14 protein-coding genes are annotated in these 17417 nt (G+C 67.1%); 3 read left to right on the top strand and 11 right to left on the bottom strand.

Annotated elements, in window-relative coordinates:
* The first annotated feature begins 486 nt into the window (after positions 1-486).
* Together AC0Z2B_RS27875 and AC0Z2B_RS27870 are read left to right on the top strand one after the other, a co-directional pair.
* Complete coding sequence (locus AC0Z2B_RS27875; RefSeq protein WP_476300945.1) at positions 487-1281, top strand: hypothetical protein; 795 nt, start codon at positions 487-489, stop codon at positions 1279-1281.
* Between the two features lie 60 nt (positions 1282-1341).
* Positions 1342-1953 (top strand): DUF5666 domain-containing protein, encoded by a 612-nt coding sequence (locus AC0Z2B_RS27870; RefSeq protein ID WP_416425974.1) that lies wholly within the window; start codon positions 1342-1344, stop codon positions 1951-1953.
* Positions 1954-2022: 69 nt separating this feature from the next.
* On the opposite strand, the gene AC0Z2B_RS27865 is transcribed toward AC0Z2B_RS27870, so the two are convergent.
* The 10 genes from AC0Z2B_RS27865 to gcl all read right to left on the bottom strand — a co-directional run bounded on the left by AC0Z2B_RS27865 (position 2023) and on the right by gcl (position 15911).
* Positions 2023-5157 (bottom strand): multidrug efflux RND transporter permease subunit, encoded by a 3135-nt coding sequence (locus tag AC0Z2B_RS27865; protein ID WP_476300942.1) that lies wholly within the window; start codon positions 5155-5157, stop codon positions 2023-2025.
* 8 nt (positions 5158-5165) lie between these two features.
* The gene (locus AC0Z2B_RS27860; protein ID WP_476300940.1) at positions 5166-6311 is read right to left on the bottom strand and encodes an efflux RND transporter periplasmic adaptor subunit; all 1146 of its coding nucleotides are present in this window, start codon (positions 6309-6311) and stop codon (positions 5166-5168) included.
* Between the two features lie 291 nt (positions 6312-6602).
* Positions 6603-7604, bottom strand: a complete 1002-nt coding sequence (locus AC0Z2B_RS27855) for a sulfate ABC transporter substrate-binding protein (protein WP_416425968.1) — start codon at positions 7602-7604, stop codon at positions 6603-6605.
* A gap of 91 nt (positions 7605-7695) precedes the next feature.
* Positions 7696-8520, bottom strand: coding sequence for an ion transporter (locus AC0Z2B_RS27850; RefSeq protein ID WP_476300938.1), 825 nt, complete (start codon positions 8518-8520; stop codon positions 7696-7698).
* Between the two features lie 39 nt (positions 8521-8559).
* Positions 8560-9402 (bottom strand): urea transporter, encoded by an 843-nt coding sequence (locus AC0Z2B_RS27845; protein ID WP_476300936.1) that lies wholly within the window; start codon positions 9400-9402, stop codon positions 8560-8562.
* A gap of 114 nt (positions 9403-9516) precedes the next feature.
* The gene (gene pyk, locus AC0Z2B_RS27840; protein WP_476300934.1) at positions 9517-10932 is read right to left on the bottom strand and encodes a pyruvate kinase; all 1416 of its coding nucleotides are present in this window, start codon (positions 10930-10932) and stop codon (positions 9517-9519) included.
* Positions 10929-12203, bottom strand: a complete 1275-nt coding sequence (locus AC0Z2B_RS27835; protein ID WP_476300931.1) for a glycerate kinase type-2 family protein — start codon at positions 12201-12203, stop codon at positions 10929-10931. Before AC0Z2B_RS27835 ends, pyk begins: the two co-directional genes overlap by 4 nt.
* A 111-nt stretch (positions 12204-12314) precedes the next feature.
* Positions 12315-13205, bottom strand: coding sequence for a 2-hydroxy-3-oxopropionate reductase (locus AC0Z2B_RS27830; RefSeq protein ID WP_476300929.1), 891 nt, complete (start codon positions 13203-13205; stop codon positions 12315-12317).
* A gap of 129 nt (positions 13206-13334) precedes the next feature.
* Positions 13335-14117, bottom strand: a complete 783-nt coding sequence (hyi, locus tag AC0Z2B_RS27825) for a hydroxypyruvate isomerase (RefSeq protein ID WP_476300926.1) — start codon at positions 14115-14117, stop codon at positions 13335-13337.
* An 18-nt stretch (positions 14118-14135) separates the two neighbouring features.
* The gene (gene gcl, locus AC0Z2B_RS27820) at positions 14136-15911 is read right to left on the bottom strand and encodes a glyoxylate carboligase (RefSeq protein WP_416425954.1); all 1776 of its coding nucleotides are present in this window, start codon (positions 15909-15911) and stop codon (positions 14136-14138) included.
* A gap of 213 nt (positions 15912-16124) precedes the next feature.
* On the opposite strand from gcl, the gene AC0Z2B_RS27815 reads away from it, so the two are divergent.
* Complete coding sequence (locus tag AC0Z2B_RS27815) at positions 16125-16565, top strand: GlcG/HbpS family heme-binding protein (protein WP_476300924.1); 441 nt, start codon at positions 16125-16127, stop codon at positions 16563-16565.
* 75 nt (positions 16566-16640) lie between these two features.
* On the opposite strand, the gene AC0Z2B_RS27810 is transcribed toward AC0Z2B_RS27815, so the two are convergent.
* Entirely contained in the window at positions 16641-17249 is a 609-nt protein-coding gene (locus AC0Z2B_RS27810; protein ID WP_476300922.1) for a TetR/AcrR family transcriptional regulator, read from the bottom strand.
* Positions 17250-17417: the final 168 nt, after the last annotated feature.

Here is a 17417-nt window from a genome sequence, read left to right as displayed (position 1 = left end):
CTAACCCTTCGACAAGTTGGGTGGCAGACCGTGCGGCGTTCGAAGTCGGGTAACTCTCGATCAACATGGAAGCCAAGAGGCCCGCGCCACACGGCCCGCCATAAAGCAAAGCAAAAGGCAAAAAAATGCCCCAGCTTTTATGGGGGCGCTACTGCGCCATGTTGATTGAGTGCCGGCTTCGACCCCGGGTCGTTGATTTGGCAACGACGGGGAAAGGTTATCTTTACAGGCGGATGACTGCAAGCGCCGTGTGGGTGTCCGGCGAGGGATTGGTTGCGTTGGCGGACGCGGCCTGCGGCCGCTGCTACGGGACCTTGGGGGGTGTAGCAGCGGCCGCGCGCCCGCCCGGCGCCCCCCGCGCGGGGAGGGGGGGGCCCGCCCCCCCCCCCCCCCCCCGCGTCCGGGCGCCACGCCAAATCAACCATCAAGAATCCCCACCCGCCGCCGATACGTCCCAACGCCCCCTGGACTTTTCGGCTGACATTCATGAAGCAGTTTTTCAACAAGCCTTACCTGTTACCCACTCTTATTTCCCTGGTGCTGCTGGCCGTGGTGTCGCTGTGGCTGAGCCCGGCGCTGGACCTGCTGGCGCTGGCGCGTGACCTGCGTTGGCTGGCGGTGCTGGCGCTGTTCCTGTACAGCCTGTTCTGCTGGGCGTGCATTTCCCTGGGCCGCTGGGGCGAGGTGGCGTGGAAGCGCGCCGACTACCTGTGGCTGGGCTGCGTGGCGCTGGCGCTGGTGGTGCAGGCGGCGGGCGAGGGCAGCCTGCGCTGGGTGGCCACGGCGTTGCTGCTGGTGTTGGCGCTGGCGTTGCGCGCGGCCAAGGTCAAGGCCGAGGTGCTGCTCAAGACCCCGCGCCGCCAGCCGGTGTGGCTGATCCTCAACCAGCGCCTGGAAATTCCCTCCGAAGGCCGCCTGGACATGAAGGCCCAGCGCGCCAAGGTGCGCCTGGTGCAGCTGCTGCGCGACTGGCGGGTGGGCAAGTTTCCCCTGGCCCATGTGCAGGTGGCGGCAAAAGCGCCGGACCTGCTGGCCAGCTCGGTGGTCGAGGTGAAGCCGCGCTTCAGCGAGCCGGAGTTCAGCTACGACTTCCAGCACTCGCTGGAGGCCACCGACCTGGGCCGCTGGATCCTCGAACAGCCGGTGAACACCGTGTACCTGTTCGGCGAAACCAACGCCACGCTGCTGGCCCAGCTGTTCCGCTGGGGCAAGGACCACGACCTGGAAGTGATCATCGATGGCGGCGTGACCCTGCTCAACGAAGAGCACGCGCTGGCCTGAGCAACGGTGATAGAGTGGGAATTGATCGCTAGCTATCGATTTCCCTCAGGAGTGCCGTTCATGAAGCTCAAACGCTTGTTCACTGCATCCAGCCTGGCCCTGGCGGTGCTTGCCAGCAGCGGCCTGCACGCCGCCGACGCGCAGCCCACGGGCGTGCGCGGGGCCATCACCGCCATCAACGGCGACGACCTGCAGGTGAAGACCAACCGCGGCGAAGACGTGGTGGTGCACCTGACGCCCGACACCCAGGTGCGCGGCGTGACCCTGGCCAACATCGCCGACATCAAGCCGGGCAGCTACGTCGGCTCGGCCGCCATCCCCCAGGCCGACGGCACCCTCAAGGCCCTGGAAGTGCACGTGTTCCCGCCGTCCATGGCCGGCACCGGCGACGGCCACCGCGCCTTCGACCTGGCGGCCAACAGCAGCATGACCAACGGCAGCGTCGGCGACCTGGTGGTGGCCAACGGGCGCACCATCACCGTGAAATACAAGGGCGGCGAGCAGAAGATCCTGGTGCCGGACGACGTGCCGGTGGTCAACCTAGTGCCGGCTGACCGCAGCCTGCTCAAGCCGGGGGTGAAGATCGTGCTGTTCGCGCAGAAGGCGGCGGACGGCAGCTACACCGCGAAGGCCATTTCCGCGGGGGAAAATGGCCTGAAGCCGCCGATGTAAGGTGGCGGCGCCCCCGCCCTGTAGCCGCTGCCGCCAGGCTGCGCTGGCCCTCCCATGCACCGCAGATCTTCAGTGCACCGAAGGGCCAGCGCAGCCTTCGGCAGCGGCTACGGAGGCGGTAGGGCGCCGGCGCAAGCGCACCACCAGGCCATACAGCAACGGCACGAAGAACACCGTCAGCACCGTCGCCGACAGCATTCCGCCGAACACGCTGGTGCCAATTGCCCGCTGGCTGGCCGAACCCGGGCCGGTGGCCAGGGCCAGGGGCAGCACGCCGAACATGAACGCCAGCGAGGTCATCACGATGGGCCGCAGGCGCATGCGCGCCGCGTCCAGTATCGACTGGTGCAGGCTGGCGCCCTGGCGGTGCAGGGTTTCGGCCACCTCGATGATGAGGATGGCGTTCTTCGCCGTCAGGCCCATGATGGTGATCATCCCCACCTTGAAATACAGGTCATCGGGCATGCCGCGCAGGTGCGTGGCGGCCAGTGCCCCCAGCAGCCCCAGCGGAATGGCGAGGATCACTGCCAGCGGCATCGACCAGCTTTCATACAGGGCGGCCAGGCAGAGGAAAATGACCAGCACCGACAGCCCGAACAGCAGCGGCACCTGGTTGCCCGACAGGCGCTCCTGGTACGACTGCCCGGCCCACTCGTAGCCCACGCCCACTGGCAGCTGGGCCACCAGCGCGGCGAGGGCGTCCATGGCCTGGCTGGTGCTGTAGCCAGGTGCTGGCAGGGCGGTGATAGGCATGATCGGGAAACCGTTGAAGTTATCGATCTGCAATGGGCCTAACGTCCAGCGCATGCTGACGAAGGCACTCAGCGGCACCATGTCGCCATTGCTGTTGCGCACCCGCGCCTGCAGCAGGCTGTCGGCGGCCTGGCGGTCGCGGCCCTCGGCCTGCACCAGGATGCGCCGCACCTGGTTCTTGTAGATGAAGTCGCCCAGGTATTGCGAGCCGTAGAGGGTGGCCAGGGTGTCGTTGATCTCGCTGACCGCCACGCCCATGCTCTGCGCCTTGACCCGGTCGATGCTCACGCGCAGCTGCGGCGCGTCGTCCTGGCCGGAGAATGACACCTCGGCCAGCACCGGGCTCTTGGCGGCCAGGGCCAGCAGTTGGTCCTTGGCTGCCACCAGTGCGTCGTGGCCCAGGCCGCCGCGGTCTTGAAGGCGCATGTCGATGCCTTCGGTGCGCCCCATGGAGGGCAGCGGTGGTGTGTTCAACGCATGGACCGTGGCCTTGGGCTGGCTGGCGGTGCCGTGGGCGAAGTGCGTGTTGATGCGCTGCATGATCGCGTCCACCTGTTGGTCGGGCTGCTTGCGCCGCGACCAGTCGATCAGCGTCGGCCACACCATGGCCGCGTTCTGGCCGTCGCCGAAATAGCTGAAGCCCTGCATGGCGAAGCGGCTTTCGATGTTCGGGTCCTGGGCCATGAAGCGCTGCACCTCGTCCACCACCTGGCGCGTGTCGGCCTGGGTGGCGCCGGTGGGCAGTTGGATCACCGTGGCGAAGTTACCTTTGTCTTCCTTGGGCAGGAAGCCGCCCGGCAGGTAGGCGAACAACAGCGCGCACAGGCCCAGCAGGCCGGCGTACAGCAGCATGAAACGCAGCGGCCGGCGCAGGAAGGCGTCCAGCGCCCGCAGGTAGCGGTCGGCGAACGCCTGGCTGGCGCGCGCCACGCGGCCGGGGCTGGTGCCGTGGCTAGCCGGCTTGAGCAGGGTGGCGCACAGCGCCGGGGTCAGGCTCAGGGCCAGGAACGCCGACAGCGCCATGGGCACGGCCAGGGCCACGGTGAACTGCCGGTAGATCTGCCCCACGGCGCCGGGGAACAGCGCCATGGGCACGAACACCGCGGTCAGCACCAGGGTGATGGCGATGATGGCACCGCTGATCTGGCCCATGGCCTGCAGGGTCGCCTCGCGCGGGCCCACGCCTTGCTCGGCCATGATCCGCTCGACGTTCTCCACCACCACGATGGCGTCGTCCACCAGGATGCCGATGGCCAGCACCATGCCGAACAGCGTCAGCACGTTCAGCGAAAAGCCCAGCACCAGCATGGCCGCGCAGGTGCCGGCCAGGGCGATCGGCACCACTAGGCTGGGGATCAGCGTGGCGCGCCAGTTGCCCAGGAACAGCCACATCACCGCGAACACCAGCACCATGGCCTCCACCAGGGTGTAGCCGACCTTGACGATGGACAGGTGCACGAAGGTCGAGGTGTCGAAGGCGGTGTGGTAATGCAGGCCCGGCGGGAACTCCGGCGCCAGTTCGGCCAGGGTGGCCTTGATGGCGTCGGCGGTCTGCAGGGCGTTGGCGCCGCTGGCCAGCTTCACCGAGATGGCGCCGGCGTAGCGGCCGTTGAGGAACGCCGGGTAGTCGTAGTTCATGCCACCCAGCTCCACCCGCGCCACGTCGGCCACGCGCAGGGCCGAACCGTCCGGGTTTACGCGCAGGGCGATGGCGCCGAACGCCTGGGGCGTGTCCAGCTCTTCCTGCACCGCCAGCGGCGCGGTAATGGCGGTGCTGGCCGGCGAGGGCGGGGTGCCGATGGCGCCCAAAGTGATGCGCTGGTTCTGCAGGCTGATGGCGTTGACCAGCTCGGTGGTGGTGATGCCGGTGGCGGTCAGGCGCTGCACGTCGGGCCAGATGCGCATGGCGTACTCGGGGCTGTACACCTCGACCCCGCCCACCCCCGGGGTGCGCAGCAGGGCGGGGCGGACCACGCTGGTGGCGTAGTCGCCCAGCTCGATGTCATCGACGTTGGGGTTGTCGGCGGTCAGGGTCACGAACATCAGCTCGTTCTGGCCGCTCTGTTCCACGGTCAGGCCCTGGCGCCGCACGCTCTCGGGCAGGCGCTCTTCCACGCGCTTGAGGCGGTTCTGCACCTCCACCGCCGCCAGCTGGGTGTTGGTGCCGGTTTCGAACGACAGGTTCAGCTCGATGGTGTTTTCCGAGCTGTTGGAGGCGAAATACAACAGCCCCGGAATGCCGCTCAGCTCACGCTCGATCACCGCCGTGACGGTGCGTTCGGCCACCTCGGGCGAGGCGCCCGGGTAGCTGGCGGTGATGCCCACGCGCGGCGGCGCGACGTTGGGGTACTGCTCCATGGGCAGGCGCGTGGCCGCGCCCAGCCCGGCCAGCAGGATGACAATGGCGATGACCCAGGCCATGACGGGCCGGGCGATGAAAAAGGCTGACATGGGATTCCCTATGAGCGGTCGGCTACCGTGCCGGTGTCGGCGGAAGGTTTCACGGCCACGGCCTGGCCGTCACCCAGGGCGCCGCCGTCGAGGATCACCTGCTCGCCGCCGTCCAGCCCGGCGCTGACCCGCCACTGGCGGCCCTGCAGGGTCTGGGCCTGGACGTTGACCTGGCGCGCGTGGCCGTCCTTGAGCACCATCACGTAGGCGCCGTCGCGGGTGCGGGTCAGCGCCTGCTGCGGGATCAGCACGTCGTGGTGGCCACCGGCGCGTTCGAACTCCACCTGCACGTACAGGCCGGGCAGCAGCAGTTGTTCGGGGTTGTCGAACTGCGCGCGCAGGGCCACGGTGTCGGTTTTCGGGTCTACCGCGGTGTCGGTGAACAGCAGCTTGCCGGCGCGCTTGTACAGGCTGCCGTCGCTCAGGCGCAGGGTCACGCGGGCGGCACCGGGGCTGTCCTTGAGCGCCTCGCCCAACGCCAGGAAGTCGCTGGCCGGCTGCGAGAAGTTGACGTAGATGGGGTCCAGCTGTTCGACGGTGGTCAGTGGCGTGCCCTCGTCCTGGCCGACCATGGCGCCTTCGCTGACCAGCGCGCGGCGGGCGCGGCCGGCGATCGGTGCCTTGACGCTGGCGTAGTCCAGTTGCAGGCGCGCGCTGCGCACCTTGGCTTCGGCGGACAGCACCGCGGCCTTGGCACGTTTCTCGGCGAACAGATCCTGGCGGCTCTGCTGCACGCTGATGGAATTGTCCACCACCAACTGCTGGGAACGGCGGGCAATGTCGCCGGCAGACTCGGCGGCCACGCGCGCCTGGGCCAGTTCGGCCTCGGCGGCGGCCAGCTGGGCGGCGAACGGCGCCGGGTCGATGCGGAACAGCAGGTCGCCGGCGTTCACCGCCGCGCCCTCGGTGTAGGTGCGCTGTTCGACGATGCCGGCCACGCGGGCGCGGACCTCGGCGGTGCGGAAGGCTTCCAGGCGCCCGGTGAGCACCGTGGTGCGCGGTTCCAGGGCCGGCGTGGCGGTGGCCACGTCCACGGCGATCGGCCCGGCGGCGGCCGCCTGGGTGGGTGAAGCAGGCTTGTCGCAGCCCACCAGCATCCCGCTGGTGGCAATCGACAGGACCAGGGCTTTTAGCGTGGGCGTGAAGCTGGGCATGGTCGTACTCGGGTCGGCTCTCTTCATGAGAGGGGTGGGGCGTGAAGAGCAATGGCTGTGCCAATGTAGAAAGGACGAAACAATTGGCCGCTGGATTACCGTGGGTGGCGCTTTTTTATAACTGTATGGGACGATCGTGCTATTGATGGCACCAGCATGGTGCGCCGTAGCCGCTGCCGCCAGGCTGCGCTGGCCCTGTGCCTCACTGGGAATCTCCAGTGTGGATGTGGGCCAGCGCAGCCTTCGGCAGCGGCTACAGGTATGGCGTTGTGGCGAATGTTCAGCAGGGTGTTACTGCTGGGTGTAGATCTGGTCGAACACGCCGCCGTCGGCGAAGTGGGTCTTCTGCACGGTGCGCCAGTCGCCGAAGGTCTTTTCAACCGACAGGAAGTCGACCTTGGGGAAGCGGTCCTGGTACTTGGCCAGCACCGCCGGGTCACGCGGGCGCAGGTAGTTCTGCGCGGCGATGTCCTGGCCTTCTGGCGACCACAGGTACTTGAGGTAGGCCTCGGCCAGGGCGCGGCTGCCTTTCTTGTCCACCACCTTGTCGACCACGGCCACCGGCGGCTCGGCTTCGGCGGAGACGCTGGGGTAGATGACCTCGAACTTGTCGCGGCCGAACTCGCGGGCAATCATTTCCGCTTCGTTCTCGAAGGTCACCAGCACATCGCCGATCTGGTTGGTCATGAAGGTGGTGGTAGCACCACGGCCACCGGTGTCCAGCACCGGCACCTGCTTGAACAGCTTGCCGACGAAGGCCTTGGCCTTGTCCTCGTCACCGCCGTTCTTCAGCACGTAGCCCCAGGCCGACAGGTAGGTGTAGCGGCCGTTGCCGCTGGTCTTGGGGTTGGGGACGATCACCTGCACGCCGTCCTTGAGCAGGTCGGGCCAGTCTTTCAGGGCCTTGGGGTTGCCCTTGCGGACGATGAACACGGTGGCCGAGGTGAACGGCGCGCTGTGGTTGGGCAGGCGCGTGACCCAGTCGTCGGGCACCAGCTTGCCGTTGTCGGCCAGGGCGTTGATGTCGGTGGCCATGTTCATGGTGATGACGTCGGCGGGCAGGCCGTCGATCACCGAGCGCGCCTGCTTGCTGGAACCGCCGAAGGACATCTGCACGCTGACCGGCTCGTTGTGCTCGGCCTGCCAGTGTTTCTGGAACGCGGCGTTGTAGTCCTTGTAGAAGTCACGCATCACGTCGTAGGAAACGTTCAGCAAGGGCGGCTGGGCAGCCTGGACCAGCCCGGCCAGGCCCAGCCCGGCGGCGAGCAGCGAGGCGCTCAAGAGTTTGTGCATGGTGGATGTCCCTGTTGTTGTCGTTGGAATCAATTGGCCAGCCACTATAGCCGGGCGCCGTTGGCGCCCGAAAGACCGAAAAGTTGGGCGCTTATGGAGTTTTTTTAAACAAGGCATTTCCGCAACGGGAGCAGAACGCCGCCTCGCTGTCGTGATCGGCCTTGGCACACACCGGGCACGGACGCTCCTGGCGTTCGCCGCGCATGGCGTTGGCCAGCTCGGCGGTGAAGATGCCGGTGGGCACGGCGATGATCGAGTAACCGGTGATCATCACCAGCGCCGAGATCATCTGCCCCAGCGGGGTCTTGGGCACGATGTCGCCGAAGCCCACGGTGGTAAGGGTGACGATGGCCCAGTAGATGCCCATGGGAATGCTGGTGAAGCCGTGCTCGGGGCCTTCGATCACGTACATCAGGGTGCCGAACACCGTCACCAGGGTGGCCACGCTGAGCAGGAACACGATGATCTTCTGCCGGCTGCCGCGCAGCGCCGACATCAGGTAGTTGGCCTGGCTCAGGTAGGGGCGCAGCTTGAGGACGCGGAAGATGCGCAGCATGCGGATCACCCGCACGATCATCAGGTACTGGGCGTCGCTGTAGTAAATGGCGAGGATGCCCGGCACGATCGCCAGCAGGTCCACCAGCCCATAGAAGCTGAAGGCGTAGCGCAGCGGCCGCGGCGTGCAGTACAGGCGCAGCAGGTATTCCACGGTGAAGATGCCGGTCAGGCCCCATTCAATGTTGGCGAACAGGGTGGCGTACTCGCGGTGCACGCCTTCGATGCTGTCGAGCATCACCAGCACCAGGCTGGCGAGGATGATCAGCAGCAGGGTGGTGTCGAAGCGCCGGCCGGCCACCGTGTCGCTGTGGAAAATGATGGTGTAGAGCTTTTGGCGCAGGGTGCGTTGGCTTTCCATAGGGTCCGGGTTCCTGAACATGGACCAAGCCTAGGGCGTTTACCGGCGACTGTGCAAGGTGCCCTCCACCAGGCTGGCGCGGGCACCGGCGCGCACCAGCCAACAGGCGAGAATGAACGGTGCGGTGAGGCCGGGCAGCGGCAGGCTGGCGAACCCCGGTTGCAGCAACAGCGCCAGGCCGATGGCCAGCACCGCGCGCAGCGGTTGGGCGCTGAAGGCCAGCGCCGCCAGGGCCGGGTTGAAACCGTAGAGGCCGGGCAGCGCTGGCTCGCCCTGCAACCAGGCGAAGGCCAGGCCGGCGGCAGAGCCCAGCAGCGCCCAGCGCGCGGCGCGGCGGTCGGCCAGGTACAGGCCCAGGGCAATCAGCGCGCCGGCCAGGGGGCTGGGCAGCACGAAGATCTGCCCCAGCCCGGTGAGCACGTCGCTCAGGTCGAAGGCTTGCACGCTGCCAGGGGCGGGGCTGATGCCCAGCGCCAGGGCCCAGCCGGCCAGCACGAACGGCGCAGTGTAGGCGGGCAGGCAGCTGGGGCGCGCGCAAACGCGCAGCCAGCGCGCCAGCAACAGGCTGCTCAGGCCACTGGCGGCGATGATCAACAGGGGCAGGGTCAGGCCCAGCGGCAGCCAATGGCTGAACAGCAGGCCGATCAGCACGCCGTTGTAGCTGTAGACGCCGGCCTGGCGGTGTTCGCGCAGGTAGCCACGGCGTTGCGCGGTGAGCAGGCCGCTGGCCGCGCCCAGCAGCGCGCCACCCAGCAGCTGCGGGGCGCCCACCAGTATCGCCACCAGGCAGCACAGGCCGCACAGCGGGTTGCGTTGCAGCAGCACCTGGCTGAAGCCGTTGAGCAGGGCGGTGGCCCAGTCGGGGCAGAAATGTCGGGGCATGATGAAGTTCCTGTAGCCGCTGCCGCAGGCTGCGCTGGCCCTTGAGTACACCCGGGAAATCTGCTGTGGGTGACCGGGCCAGCGCAGCCTGGCGGCAGCGGCTACGGTGGTGGGTTACACCAGCGTTTCGATACGCAGCGAATTGGTGCTGCCAGGTTTGCCGAACGGCACGCCGGCGGTGATCACCAGGGTGTCGCCACGGCTGGCCAGCCCTTGCGCCTGGGCGATTTCCAGCGCCGTGGAGCAGACTTCCTCCACCTGCCGCAAGCGGTCATTGACCACCGAACGCACGCCCCAGGCCACGCTCAACTGCCGGGCCGTGGCCAGGTTGGGCGTCAGGTTGAGGATCGGCACCCGTGGCCGCTCGCGGGCGGCGCGCAGCGTCGAGGCGCCGGATTCGCTGTAGTTCACCAGCACCGCCACCGGCAAAATGCCGCTGATGCGGCGGATAGCGCAGCTGATGGCGTCCGACACGGTGGCCTCGGCCTGAGGCCGGCTGACGTCCAGTTGCGCCTGGTAGTCGGGGCCGCTTTCCACCTGGCGGATGATCTTGCTCATCATCTGCACCGCTTCCAGCGGGTAGTCGCCCGAAGCGGTCTCGGCCGACAGCATCACCGCGTCAGCGCCCTCGGCCACGGCGTTGGCCACGTCGGTGACCTCGGCGCGGGTGGGCGCGGGGGCGAAGCGCATGGATTCGAGCATCTGCGTGGCCACCACCACCGGCCGGCCCAGGGCGCGGCACACGGCAATGATGCGCTTCTGGATCTGCGGCACGGTCTCGGCCGGCACTTCCACGCCCAAATCGCCACGGGCCACCATGATCGCGTCGCTGAGCCGCGCGATCTCTTCCAGGTGCACCAGCGCCGAGGGCTTCTCGACCTTGGCCATCAGCCGCGCGCGGCCGCCGATCAGCTCGCGGGCCTCGAGGATGTCCTCGGGGCGCTGCACGAATGACAGCGCCACCCAGTCCACGCCCAGCTCCAGGCCGAAGCTCAGGTCGCGGCGGTCCTTGGCGGTCAGCGGGCTGAGCTCCAGCACCGCCTGGGGCACGTTGACGCCCTTGCGGTCGGACAGCTCGCCGCCGGCGATGACCTGGGTGTCGATGGCGTCGGCATGCTTGGCGGTCACTTGCAGGCGCAGCTTGCCGTCGTCCAGCAGCAGGTCCATGCCCGGCTGCAGGGCGGCGATGATCTCGGGGTGCGGCAGGTTCACCCGGCGCGCGTCGCCGGGGCTGGTGTCCAGGTCCAGGCGGAACGCCTGGCCGCGGTGCAGCAGCACCTTGCCGTCGGCGAATCGGCCGACGCGCAGTTTCGGCCCTTGCAGGTCCATGAGCACGCCCAGCGGCGTGTTCAACTGCGCTTCCACGTCGCGAATCCATTCCAGGCGCTGGGCGTGGTCGCCGTGCTCACCGTGGCTGAAGTTGAGGCGGAACAGGTTGACCCCGGCCAGCGCCAGTTGGCGGATGTCTTCCTGGCTGCGGGTGGCAGGGCCCAGGGTGGCGAGGATCTTGGTGTTCTTGTAGGCGGTCATGGCGCGGTGGCCTCCAGAATCAGGATGGCGCGGAAGTCGTTGACGTTGGTGCGCGTGGGTTCGGTAGCCACCAGGTCGCCCAGCGCCTGGAAGTAGCCATAGCCGTTGTTGTTGTCCAGCTCGGCGCTGGCGCTCAGGCCCAGCTGCGCGGCGCGGCGGTAGCTGCACGGGGTCATGAGCGCGCCGGCGTTGTCCTCGGAGCCGTCGATGCCGTCGGTGTCGCCGGCCAGGGCGTAGATGCCGGGCTGGCCCTTGAGGCTCTCGGTGAGGCTGAGGAGGAATTCGGCGTTGCGCCCGCCGCGGCCGTTGCCGCGCACGGTGACCGTGGTCTCGCCCCCGGAGAGAATCACGCACGGCGCCGCCAGCGGCTGGCCGTGAATGGCGATCTGCCGGGCGATGCCGGCGTGCACCTTGGCCACTTCCCGCGACTCGCCTTCCAGGTCGCCGAGGATCAGCGGGCTGAAGCCGGCGGCACGCGCCTTGACGGCGGCGGCCTGCAACGACTGCTGCGGCGTGGCGATCAGCTGGAAGTGGCTGCGGGCCAGGCACGGGTCGTCGGCCTTGACGGTCTCCGATTCAGGGTTGTGCAGCCAGTCGCGCACGGCCTGTGGCACGTCAATGCTGTAGCGTGCCAGGATCGCCAGCGCCTGGGCCGAGGTGCTGGGGTCGGCCACGGTGGGGCCGGAGGCGATGACCGTGGCCAGGTCGCCGGGTACGTCGGAAATCGCGTAGGTATGCACGGTGGCCGGCCAGCAGGCCTTGGCCAGGCGCCCGCCCTTGATGGCGGAGAGGTGCTTGCGCACGCAGTTCATCTCGCCAATGGTGGCGCCGGATTTCAGCAGCGCCTTGTTGATGGCCTGCTTGTCGGCCAGGGTGATGCCGGCGGCAGGCAGGGCCAGCAGCGCCGAGCCGCCGCCCGAAAGCAGGAAGATCACCCGGTCGCTTTCAGTGAGGTTGCTGACCAGTTGCAGCACGCGCTGGGCCACGGCCAGGCCGGCGGCATCAGGCACAGGGTGGGCGGCTTCCACCACCTCGATTTTCCGGCAGCTGGCGCCGTGGCCGTAGCGGGTGACTACCAGCCCGCTGACCTCGCCCTGCCAGCAGCGCTCGACCACTTCGGCCATGGCGGCTGCGGCCTTGCCGGCGCCGATGACGATCACCCGGCCGCTGCGGTCGGCGGGCAGGAAGGGTTCCAGCACCTGGCTTGGGTGGGCTGCGGCGATGGCCGTGGCGAACAGCTCGCGCAGGAAGGATTGCGGATCGACTGACATGGCAGGCTCCCGGGGAATTTATTGTTGTTATGGCGTGGGCCCTGACGCGGCCTGGCGGCCGCTGCTACAAGGGCTGTGTAGCAGTGGCCGCCAGGCCGCGTCAGCGGTGGGTCACTTGTCGCGGATGCTGAAGTTGGCCATGTGTTCCAGGCCCTTGATCAGCGCCGAGTGGTCCCAGTTGCTGCCGCCCAGGGCGGCGCAGGTGCTGAACACCTGTTGCGCGTTGGCGGTGTTGGGCAGGTTCACGCCCAGCTCGCGGGCGCCTTGCAGGGCCAGGTTGAGGTCTTTCTGGTGCAGGCTGATGCGGAAGCCGGGGTCGAAGGTGCCCTTGATCATGCGCTCGCCGTGCACTTCGAGGATCTTCGACGAGGCGAAGCCGCCCATCAGCGCCTCACGCACCTTGGCCGGGTCGGCGCCGTTCTTCGCCGCGAACAGCAGCGCTTCGGCCACGGCCTGGATGTTCAAGGCGACGATGATCTGGTTGGCCACCTTGGCGGTCTGGCCGTCGCCGTTGCCACCGACGCGGGTGATGTTCTTGCCCATGCTCTGGAACAGCGGCAGGGCGCGGTCGAAGGCGTCCTGGTCGCCGCCGACCATGATGCTCAGGGTGGCGGCCTTGGCGCCTACTTCACCACCGGACACCGGTGCGTCCAGGTACTGCGCGCCACGGGCGTTGACCTTGGCGGCGAAGGCCTTGGTGGCGGTGGGCGAGATGGAGCTCATGTCGATGACGATCTTGTTGCGGCTCAGGCCCTCGGCGATGCCCTGCTCGCGGAACAACACGTCTTCCACCTGCGGGGTGTCGGGCACCATGACGATGATGAATTCCGCTTCCTGGGCCACGTCGCGCGGGTTGGCCAGGGCCACGGCGCCGGCGGCGACAAGGTCGGTGGGGGCTGCGTCGTGGTGGGTGGAGAGGAACAGTTGGTGACCTGCTTGCTGCAGGTTCTGCGCCATGGGCAGGCCCATGATGCCGGTGCCGATGAATCCGATTTTTGCCATGGTAGTGATCCTTCCTGATTGTATTTGTTGAAGGCGTAGCCGCTGCCGCCAGGCTGCGCTGGCCCGGGTGTGCGCTGGAGATCTCCAGTGGGGAACAGGGCCAGCGCAGCCTTCGGCAGCGGCTACAGGTCAGACGGCGTTATGCGTTTTGAGCCAATGCAGGCCAGCCTCGGTGGTGGTCAGCGGCTTGTACTCGCAGCCCACCCAGCCCTGGTAGCCGATCTTGTCCAGGTGCTCGAACAGGAAGCGGTAGTTGATCTCGCCGGTGCCCGGTTCGTGGCGGCCGGGGTTGTCGGCCAGTTGCACGTGGTTGATGCGCGGCAGGTGCGCTTGTAGCGTGCGCGCCAGGTCACCTTCCATGATTTGCATGTGGTAGATGTCGTACTGCAGGAAGAGGTTGGCGCTGCCCACCTCGGCCTGGATCGCCAGCGCCTGGTCGGTGGTGGTCAGGTAGAAGCCCGGGATGTCGAGGGTGTTGATCATCTCCATCACCAGGCGAATGCCCGCGGCCTGCAGCTTGTCGGCGGCATATTTCAGGTTGGCGACGAAGGTGGCCTTCACCGTGGCGCAGTCCACGCCCTGGGGGCGGATGCCGGCCAGGCAGTTGATCTGGGTGTTGCCCAGCACCTGGGCGTAGGCGATGGCCAGGTCCACGCCGGCACGGAACTCCTCGACGCGGTCAGGGTGGCAGGCAATGCCACGCTCGCCCTTGGCCCAGTCACCGGCCGGCAGGTTGAACAGCACCTGGGTCAGGCCGTGGGCCTGCAGTTGCGCCTTGATCTCGGCGGAGTTGAAGTCGTACGGGAACAGGTATTCCACGCCACTGAAGCCGGCATCGGCGGCGGCCTTGAAGCGGGCGAGGAAGTCCTGTTCGGTGAACAGCATCGACAGGTTGGCGGCAAAACGCGGCATGAAAGCCTCCTTGAAAAATCAGTCGAGCAGCGAGATGGCGGTAGGGGCGTCGTTGCCGACCAGCGCCAGGTCTTCGAATTCGTTGACGGCGTTGATCTCGGTGCCCATGGAAATGTTGGTCACCCGTTCCAGGATGATTTCCACCACCACCGGCACCTTGAACTCCTCGATCAGCGCCTGGGCCTTGCGCAGCGCCGGCTGGATCTGTGCCGGTTCGAACACGCGCAGGGCCTTGCAGCCCAGGCCTTCGGCGACCGCCACGTGGTCGACGCCATAGCCGTTGATTTCCGGGGCGTTGATGTTCTCGAACGCCAGCTGCACGCAGTAGTCCATGTCGAAACCGCGCTGGGCCTGGCGGATCAGCCCCAGGTAGGAGTTGTTCACCACCACGTGGATGTACGGCAGGTGGAACTGCGCGCCCACGGCCAGCTCTTCGATCATGAACTGGAAGTCGTAGTCACCCGACAGCGCCACCACCTTGCGGCTCGGATCGGCCTTGACCACGCCCAGGGCTGCGGGAATGGTCCAGCCCAGCGGGCCTGCCTGGCCGCAGTTGATCCAGTGGCGTGGCTTGTACACGTGGAGGAACTGCGCGCCGGCGATCTGCGACAGGCCGATGGTGCTGACGTAGCAGGTGTCCTTGCCGAACACCTGGTTCATTTCCTCGTACACGCGCTGGGGCTTGACCGGCACGTTGTCGAAGTGGGTCTTGCGCTGCAGGCTGGCCTTGCGCTGCTGGCAGTCGGCGAGCCAGGCGCTGCGGTCCTTCAACTTGCCAGCGGCTTTCCACTCGCGGGCCACTTCCAGGAAGCGGTCCAGGGCGGCACCAGCGTCAGAGACGATGCCCAGGTCGGGGGTGAACACGCGGCCGATCTGCGTGGGTTCGATGTCCACGTGAATGAAGCGGCGGCCTTCGGTGTACACGTCCACCGAGCCAGTGTGGCGGTTGGCCCAGCGGTTGCCGATGCCCAGCACCACGTCGGACTTGAGCAGGGTGGCGTTGCCGTAGCGGTGCGAGGTCTGCAGGCCGACCATGCCGACCATCTGCGGGTGGTCGTCAGGGATGGTGCCCCAGCCCATCAGGGTGGGGATGACCGGGATGCCGGTCAGCTCGGCGAACTCCACCAGCTTGGCGCTGGCGTCGGCGTTGATCACGCCGCCACCGCTTACCAGCAGTGGGCGCTCGGCCTGGTCGAGCATGGCCAGGGCCTTCTCCACCTGGGTGCGACTAGCGGTGGGGCGGGTCACGGGCAGCGGCTCGTAGGCGTCGATGTCGAACTCGATCTCGGCCATCTGCACGTCGAACGGCAGGTCGATCAGCACCGGGCCAGGGCGGCCGGAGCGCATTTCATAGAAGGCTTTCTGGAAGGCGTAGGGCACCTGGCCTGGTTCCAGCACGGTGGTGGCCCACTTGGTCACCGGCTTGACGATGCTGGTGATGTCCACGGCCTGGAAGTCTTCCTTGTGCAGGCGGGCGCGGGGCGCCTGGCCGGTGATGCACAGGATGGGAATGGAGTCGGCCGAGGCGCTGTACAGGCCGGTGACCATGTCGGTGCCCGCCGGGCCCGAGGTGCCGATGCACACGCCGATGTTGCCGGCCTTGGTGCGGGTGTAGCCCTCGGCCATGTGCGAGGCGCCTTCGACGTGGCGGGCCAGCACGTGGTCGATGCCGCCGACCTTCTTGAGGGCCGAGTACAGCGGGTTGATGGCGGCACCGGGAATGCCGAAGGCGGTTTCCACACCTTCGCGGCGCATCACCAGAACGGCTGCATCGATTGCTCTCATTTTGCTCATGGTTTTGTGCCTCTTTGTGTTTTGTAATTGTATACAAGTGGCTTGTTGGCTGAGTTTATTCACGGCACCGGCTTCAGGTCAAACCCTTTTCGCTTTTGCCGAGGGATGGCGTTTGCAGGCCATTGGTCGGGAATATTTGCGACATTGTATACAATAAATTTTGTATTTGTGCTCTATTTGTCGTGTCGATTTTTCATTCAAGAGGATCTGCCGATGACTGCCATTACCTTGGCTGCTGCCAATCGTCTCGCCGAACACGCCCTGGCCACGGGGCGCGACATCAAGGCTGCGCCGCTCACCGTGGCGGTGCTGGACAGCGGCGGGCACCTGGTGAGCCTGCAACGCCAGGACGGCGCCAGCCTGCTGCGGCCCCACGTGGCCATTGGCAAGGCGTGGGGCGCCATCGCCCTGGGCAAGGGCTCGCGCCTGCTGGCGACGGACGCGCAAGCACGCCCGGCGTTTTTCGCGGCGTTGAACGGGCTGGGGCAGGGCGGCGTGGTGCCGGCGCCGGGTGGGGTGCTGATTCGTGACCAGCAGGGCGTGGTGATTGGCGCGGTGGGAATCAGCGGGGATGTGTCGGATGTGGACGAGCGCTGTGCGATCAGCGCGATCGAGGCGTTGGGTTGGAGCGCTGATGCGGGTGTCAGTGGCTGATAATCTGTGACGCGGCCTACGGCCGCTGCTACGACGAGGTCCGCGTAGCAGCTGCCGCAGGCGGCGTCATGGCGCTCAGGCGTCGGGCGTGCAGCCCTTCAGCACCATCCGGATGATCGTTTGCGCCGCCGCCTCGTAATCGCTCTCGTCCAGCCGCGCCTTGCCGGTAACCACGGCGATCTGCCAGTCGAAATCGGCGTAGGTCTGGGTCGCCGCCCAGATGCTGAACATCAGGTGGTGCGCATCCACGTGGGCGATCTGTCCGCGGTCGATCCAGGTCTGGATGCAGTCGATGTTGTGCTTGGCCTGCAGGTTCAGCTGTTCCACCTGGTCGGGGCTCAGGTGCGGGGCGCCGTGCATGATCTCGCTGGCGAACACCTTGGACGCCGCCGGCAGGTCGCGGGAGATGCGGATCTTGGAACGGATGTAGCCGCTGAGCACCTCGAACGGGTCGCCTTCGGGGTTGAACGGCGTCGAAGCCGCCAGGATCGGCTCGATAATGCTTTCCAGCACCTCGCGGTACAGGTTTTCCTTGGACTTGAAGTAGTAATAGACGTTGGGCTTGGGCAGCCCGGCCTTGGCCGCGATGTCGCTGGTCTTGGTGGCGGCGAAGCCCTTGTCGGCAAATTCTTCGCTGGCCGCGCGCAGGATCAGTTCTTTGTTGCGCTCGCGAATGGTGGTCATAAAGCCGATGATTCCTTGCCTGCTGGGCGGTTGCGGCATGGTAGCACCGTGCTCGCGCGGGGCTCAACTTGGGGCGGGCGACGGGCGGCCTGTCGGCTACCTGAATGGAGGGCGGGTTGGGCCAGTGGCGGTGGGGGCCGCTGCTAGAATTTTTCAGGAAGACAGGCT

The sequence above is a fragment of the Pseudomonas sp. GYB4201 genome, from assembly GCF_056312595.1.
Note: the sequence above shows the minus strand (reverse complement) of the source record. Positions and strands in the feature narration are given on the sequence as shown.

Excerpts from the sequence above, each read along its gene's own strand:
- AC0Z2B_RS27830 (WP_476300929.1), bottom strand. The coding sequence starts at position 13,205 with ATGGCAAAAATCGGATTCATCGGCACCGGCATCATGGGCCTGCCCATG.
- AC0Z2B_RS27875 (WP_476300945.1), top strand. The coding sequence starts at position 487 with ATGAAGCAGTTTTTCAACAAGCCTTACCTGTTACCCACTCTTATTTCC.
- hyi (WP_476300926.1), bottom strand. The coding sequence starts at position 14,117 with ATGCCGCGTTTTGCCGCCAACCTGTCGATGCTGTTCACCGAACAGGAC.
- AC0Z2B_RS27870 (WP_416425974.1), top strand. The coding sequence starts at position 1,342 with ATGAAGCTCAAACGCTTGTTCACTGCATCCAGCCTGGCCCTGGCGGTG.
- AC0Z2B_RS27865 (WP_476300942.1), bottom strand. The coding sequence starts at position 5,157 with ATGTCAGCCTTTTTCATCGCCCGGCCCGTCATGGCCTGGGTCATCGCC.
- AC0Z2B_RS27810 (WP_476300922.1), bottom strand. The coding sequence starts at position 17,249 with ATGACCACCATTCGCGAGCGCAACAAAGAACTGATCCTGCGCGCGGCC.
- gcl (WP_416425954.1), bottom strand. The coding sequence starts at position 15,911 with ATGAGCAAAATGAGAGCAATCGATGCAGCCGTTCTGGTGATGCGCCGC.
- AC0Z2B_RS27835 (WP_476300931.1), bottom strand. The coding sequence starts at position 12,203 with ATGTCAGTCGATCCGCAATCCTTCCTGCGCGAGCTGTTCGCCACGGCC.
- AC0Z2B_RS27845 (WP_476300936.1), bottom strand. The coding sequence starts at position 9,402 with ATGCCCCGACATTTCTGCCCCGACTGGGCCACCGCCCTGCTCAACGGC.
- AC0Z2B_RS27850 (WP_476300938.1), bottom strand. The coding sequence starts at position 8,520 with ATGGAAAGCCAACGCACCCTGCGCCAAAAGCTCTACACCATCATTTTC.
- AC0Z2B_RS27860 (WP_476300940.1), bottom strand. The coding sequence starts at position 6,311 with ATGCCCAGCTTCACGCCCACGCTAAAAGCCCTGGTCCTGTCGATTGCC.
- pyk (WP_476300934.1), bottom strand. The coding sequence starts at position 10,932 with ATGACCGCCTACAAGAACACCAAGATCCTCGCCACCCTGGGCCCTGCC.
- AC0Z2B_RS27855 (WP_416425968.1), bottom strand. The coding sequence starts at position 7,604 with ATGCACAAACTCTTGAGCGCCTCGCTGCTCGCCGCCGGGCTGGGCCTG.
- AC0Z2B_RS27815 (WP_476300924.1), top strand. The coding sequence starts at position 16,125 with ATGACTGCCATTACCTTGGCTGCTGCCAATCGTCTCGCCGAACACGCC.